Origin of the sequence: Gemmobacter sp. (genome assembly GCF_016792925.1) — a bacterium.
Classification (GTDB): Bacteria; Pseudomonadota; Alphaproteobacteria; order Rhodobacterales; family Rhodobacteraceae; genus Gemmobacter.
Genome location: NZ_JAEULU010000116.1, coordinates 1 through 5,140, shown reverse-complemented (window position 1 = coordinate 5,140; position 5,140 = coordinate 1). Strand labels below are relative to the sequence as shown.

At 64.6% G+C, this 5,140-nt stretch carries 7 protein-coding genes; 1 reads left to right on the top strand and 6 read right to left on the bottom strand.

The window, feature by feature from the left end; genetic code table 11:
• Window positions 1-335: 335 nt before the first annotated feature.
• From rplL to secE, 6 genes are all read right to left on the bottom strand, one after another.
• Window positions 336-710, bottom strand: coding sequence for a 50S ribosomal protein L7/L12 (rplL, locus tag JNN06_RS05975; protein ID WP_151718384.1), 375 nt, complete (start codon window positions 708-710; stop codon window positions 336-338).
• Between the two features lie 83 nt (window positions 711-793).
• Window positions 794-1,309 carry a 50S ribosomal protein L10 gene (gene rplJ / locus JNN06_RS05970; protein ID WP_291238681.1) on the bottom strand — a complete coding sequence of 172 codons (516 nt, stop codon included), beginning with the start codon at window positions 1,307-1,309 and terminating at the stop codon, window positions 794-796.
• Between the two features lie 256 nt (window positions 1,310-1,565).
• Complete coding sequence (rplA, locus tag JNN06_RS05965) at window positions 1,566-2,264, bottom strand: 50S ribosomal protein L1 (RefSeq protein ID WP_291238680.1); 699 nt, start codon at window positions 2,262-2,264, stop codon at window positions 1,566-1,568.
• A gap of 5 nt (window positions 2,265-2,269) precedes the next feature.
• Window positions 2,270-2,722, bottom strand: a complete 453-nt coding sequence (rplK, locus tag JNN06_RS05960; protein ID WP_291238679.1) for a 50S ribosomal protein L11 — start codon at window positions 2,720-2,722, stop codon at window positions 2,270-2,272.
• A gap of 92 nt (window positions 2,723-2,814) precedes the next feature.
• Entirely contained in the window at window positions 2,815-3,348 is a 534-nt protein-coding gene (nusG, locus tag JNN06_RS05955) for a transcription termination/antitermination protein NusG (protein ID WP_291238678.1), read from the bottom strand.
• Window positions 3,349-3,547: 199 nt separating this feature from the next.
• Window positions 3,548-3,748, bottom strand: a complete 201-nt coding sequence (secE, locus tag JNN06_RS05950; RefSeq protein ID WP_291238677.1) for a preprotein translocase subunit SecE — start codon at window positions 3,746-3,748, stop codon at window positions 3,548-3,550.
• A 287-nt stretch (window positions 3,749-4,035) separates the two neighbouring features.
• On the opposite strand from secE, the gene JNN06_RS05945 reads away from it, so the two are divergent.
• Entirely contained in the window at window positions 4,036-5,004 is a 969-nt protein-coding gene (locus JNN06_RS05945) for a hypothetical protein (protein WP_291238676.1), read from the top strand.
• The last annotated feature ends 136 nt before the right edge of the window (window positions 5,005-5,140 follow it).

Genomic DNA, 5,140 nt, shown 5'->3' with positions numbered 1-5,140 from the left:
AGGTTCGGCATCTCAAGGACTTCACGGATCTTGCCATAGTAGCGGCGGACCCGCTTCTGGCCAACGTAGCTCTGAGCCATGCTCATCGTCACCTTTCTGTTTCGCCAGCGCGCCACCTGTCGGGGTTCAGGCGCGCGCCGTTTGCGAGGTCAGGGGGGAGGTTCCATTCATGCGGCCCGTCCCGAAGGGCCGCTCCCGAACCTCGAACCGCGCCTGGGAAGGGGCTGCACGCAGCCACTTCCAAGTCGGGTTCCCAGACGGCGCAAGCTGGGCCTGACACAAGGTCAGACCCAGCCCGGTCCGTCAATCCTTTTGGTGCGGATGCACCAGCAAGATTACTTCAGCTCGACCTTGGCGCCAGCCTCTTCGAGCTTCTTCTTCATCGCTTCAGCGTCAGCTTTCGAAGCGCCTTCCTTGACCTTGCCGCCAGCCTCAACGAGGTCTTTGGCTTCTTTCAGGCCCAGACCGGTGATCGCGCGCACTTCCTTGATCACGTTGATCTTGTTGGCGCCGGCATCGGTCAGGACGACGTCGAATTCGGTCTTTTCTTCTTCAGCCGGAGCAGCAGCAGCTGCCGGGCCAGCAACCATCACAGCGCCGCCAGCAGCGGGCTCGATGCCATACTCATCCTTCAGGATGGTTTTCAGTTCCTGCGCTTGCAGCAGGGTCAGACCGACGATTTGTTCGGCAAGAGCTTTGAGATCAGCCATTTTACACTTCCGTTCAGTTAAGATGGGGTTCCAACGAGATTGGGTCAACCCACGCGAGTATCCCGAAGATCAAACCGCAGCGATCAGGCTGCGGCTTTTTCCTCGATGGTTTTGAGGATGCCAGCGATGTTCGAAGCAGGCGCGCCAATGGCACCGGCGATGCTGGAAGCAGGCGCACCGATCATCGACACGATCTGAGCAATAAGCTCTTCGCGCGACGGCATCGAGGCGACGGCTTTCACACCGGCCGTGTCCAGAACCGTGTCGCCCATTGCCCCGCCCAGCAGAACGAACTTGTCGTTCTTCTTGGCATAGGCATCGCAGACCTTCGCCGCAGCGACAGGGTCTTCCGAATAGGCCATCACGGTCATGCCCGTCAGCAGGTCGCCCATCTTTGCAGCGGGGCGGCCCTCGAGGGCGATCTTGGCGAGCTTGTTCTTGGCAACGCGAACAGACCCGCCGACGGCGCGCATTTGCGCCCGCAGATCCTGCATCTCAGCAACCGTGATACCCGCGTAGTGTGCAACCACAACCACGCCAGAGCTTGCGAAGATCTGGCCGAGTTCCTCGACCACTTTCTCTTTCTGGGCTCTATCCACAGTTTCACTCCAAGTTTGGGGGTTTCCCCCCGGCTCGTATGTGCCCCCGTTGCCGGGGGCGTTCGGGTCCGCAAGGCTCCCGAGCCAAGACCACCTCGCGGCGGCTTCAATCTCGATCACCCATCTCAGGCAGGATATTAAGGCGTTTGCGCGCCTCCCGCCGTCTCGGACAGACCAGGGCGTCGCCGCCCTGCAAACCCTTTGTCACCAAAGGGAATTTTCGGGCTGCGCACCGCCGGGGCGCGCAGCCGCAAAATCAGTTGCCAGCCGCCGAGGCCAGGTCCAGCGACACGCCCGGACCCATGGTCGAGGACAGCGACACTTTCTTGACATAGGTGCCTTTGGCGCCGGTCGGACGGGCCTTGGTCACGGCGTCCACGAAGGCGCGCACGTTTTCAGCCAGCTTTTCGTCGCCGAAGGAGACCTTGCCGATACCGGCATGGATCACACCGGCTTTTTCGACCTTGAACTGCACTTCGCCGCCCTTCGCCGCTTCGACAGCCGTTTTCACGTCCATCGTCACGGTGCCGACTTTCGGGTTCGGCATCAGGTTGCGCGGGCCGAGGATCTTGCCCAGACGGCCGACCAGCGGCATCATGTCCGGGGTGGCGATGCAGCGATCGAACTCGATCTTGCCGCCCTGGATGGTTTCCAGCAGGTCTTCGGCGCCCACGATGTCTGCACCGGCGGCCTTGGCTTCATCAGCCTTGGCGCCACGGGCGAACACGGCCACGCGCACGGTTTTACCGGTGCCGTTCGGCAGTTGCACCACGCCGCGGACCATCTGGTCTGCGTGACGCGGGTCAACGCCCAGGTTCATCGCGATTTCCAGCGTCTCGTCGAACTTGGCCGAAGCCGCGCCCTTGATGAGCTTCACCGCATCTTCGACCGAGATCAGGTCTTTGCCTTCGAAAGCCACGCGGGCGGCTTTGCTGCGCTTACCGATTTTCGCCATGGTTCTCAGCCCTTCACTTCGATGCCGCAGGACTTGGCCGAGCCAAGGATGATCTGCATCGCGGCCTCGATCGAGTTCGCGTTCAGGTCTTTCATCTTGGTTTCGGCGATCGTGCGGATCTGTGCCGCCGACACCTTGCCAGCCACTTCACGGCCCGGCTTGGGCGAACCCTTGGCGCGGTTGCGCTTGCCGACCGGCGGCAGACCGGCGGCCTGCTTCAGCAGGAACGAGGCCGGCGGGGTTTTCAGTTCAAGGCTGAACGACTTGTCCTGATAATAGGTGATGATGACCGGCGTCGGGGTGCCGGGCGGCAGGTCGGCGGACTTCGCGTTGAATTCCTTCACGAAGGCCATGATGTTCAGGCCGCGCTGACCCAGCGCCGGGCCGACCGGCGGGGAGGGGTTGGCCTGACCGGCCTTCACTTGCAGCTTGAGGCTGCCGATAATCTTCTTGGCCATGGGCCATCTCCTTTGTCACCGCACCCTGTCGGGGCGCATGGTTTAGTGGTCCGGTCCGGCGCCTCGCGGCCCCTCGCCTCCCACGGTTCGGCTCAGATTTCCTTGGAGACCTGAGTGAATTCCAGCTCGACCGGGGTGGCCCGGCCAAAGATCGACACGCTCACCTTCAGGCGGCTGTGTTCTTCGTCCACACCCTCGACCATGCCGTCGAAGCCCTCGAACGGCCCGTCGGTCACCTTGACCTTCTCGCCGATGTCAAAGCGAATCAGCGTGCGCGGCGCCTCGATGCCTTCCTCGACGCGGTTCAGGATCGCATTGACCTCCGAATCGCGCATCGGCATCGGCTTGCCCTGCGGGCCCAGGAACCCGGTCACCCGGTTGATCGACGAGATCGTGTGATAGCCACGATTCGTCATCTCCATGCGCACCAGCACATAGCCGGGCATGAAGCGACGCTCGCTCGACACTTTCTTGCCGCGACGGACCTCGATCACCTCTTCCGTCGGCACGAGAACCTCTTCGATCTCGTCCTCGAGGCCATTCTCGGCCACGGCTTGCTTGATCTGCTCGGCGACCTTCTTCTCGAAATTCGAGAGGACGCTCACCGAATACCAACGCTTGGCCATCTTGCCGCCTTCACCCTTTGCCGGGCAAAGCCCGGAAATTCCTGTCATTTCAGGGGCGTAACTGCCCCGCAACCGAACAAAAAACAGCGCGCAGCTCGAATCGCCGCGCGCCGGTTTCTGATCTTTGGCGGTTTCCTAGCCCGCGACGCCCCGTAATACAAGGAAAATCGCCCCCGGACCCGCCAATCCTGACCCCGCGTCAGGCGCCAAAGCCACCAACGACCAGCGACAGGCCGGTGCGGATGCCCAGATCGACCAGGCTGAAGAAGGTCGCCGCCAGCGCGGCCATGATGAAGACCATCACCGTGGTCAGCATCACTTCGCGGCGCGTCGGCCAGGTGACCTTGCCGACCTCGCTGCGCACCTGCTGGATGAACTGGAGGGGAGAGACCTTCGCCATTATAGATACGTCCTGCCTGAGCGCCACGCGCAATCCTTGCGCCTGCCAGCGCTTACCTGAGCCGCGAAATACGCGCTTGCCCCCCGGAATTCAAGCGCCTTGCCCCGGCGGCGCCCCGCCGCGCCCGGCAAAACCCGCGCAGGCCGCCGCCCCGAAGGCATGCGGCCACCACAGGAGCCACCACAGGGGCGCCACAAAGGGCCGCCGTCTTGCCCCTGTCGAGCCGCGTTTTCGCCGCGCGCCTCTGGCAGGCTTGCCGCCAAGCCCTGCCAGCGGAAGGCCCCGCCATGTCACCCCGCCCCCCGACCCAAGTGGAAGATTTCGCCGAACGCGCCGCGCGCCTCGCCCGCCGCCCCGACAGCGCGCCCTCTGCCCTGCGCGCGCCCTCGCCCCGGGGCACGCCGCTGCACCGCCACCCGGCGGCCACCAGCTTCGGGTTCTTCCTTGGGCTGATCGGGGTGATTGCGGGTCAGGTGCTGCGCTTTCGCATGGGCGGCCAGCCCACCACGCCCGAGACCGCCGATTTCGACCTGCTGATGGGGCTGGCCTATGGCTTTGGCCTGACCTTCGTCGTGACGCTGGCGCTTGGCATGACCACGCTGCGTCAGATCGCCATGCAGGGCGCGGGCGTCATCGTGATGTCCTGCCTGTTCCACAATATCTATCACTGGTTCCCGATGCAGGCCGCTTTGGCCTTCTCGCCCCGGCATGTGCTGGAGATGCAGGCCGCCACCACGCCCAACACGCTGCGCCTGCCCGAGATGGCGCCGCTGGCCTTCGGCCCCGCCGCCGCCCCCGGCGCCGATCCCAGCCCGGCCGAGCTGGCGACCGCCGCCCTCGCCCTGATGGGTGGCGAGGCCAGCGCCACGCCGGAACAGCGCCAGATCGCGGAAACCATGGCCGCCGCCATCCTGTCGGGCAATCTGGCCGGGCTGGAGGCCGGGGCGGGCCGCGCCGCCCAAAACCCGCAGGCGCTCGACATGGCCCTGCTGGGCGCGCTGTCGGCCCGCCATGCCGCCGCCCGGAACGAGGCCAAGGCCAGTATCGGCTGCACCACTGCCAGCGGCGCCACCCGCGGCTTTGCCAAGCCCGCGCGCCTCGTCATGCAATCGGATCGCCGCCAGAAGGGGTTCAGCATGAAGCTGCGCGAATGGCAGCTCAGCCAGAAAACCGCCGAGACCGCCAAGAGCCTTGCAGGCGCTGCCGGGCTGGAACCCGCGACCCTGGGCTTTGGTGACCGCTGCTCCAACAACTAAGGCCCCGCGCAGAGGCTGCGCAATGAAACGCTGGCGCGGGGCTGCGCCGGGTCGTGTCATCGCAATGCGGGAGGATTTGGCAGGGGCAGCAGGGTTCGAACCCGCGACCTACGGTTTTGGAGACCGTCGCTCTACC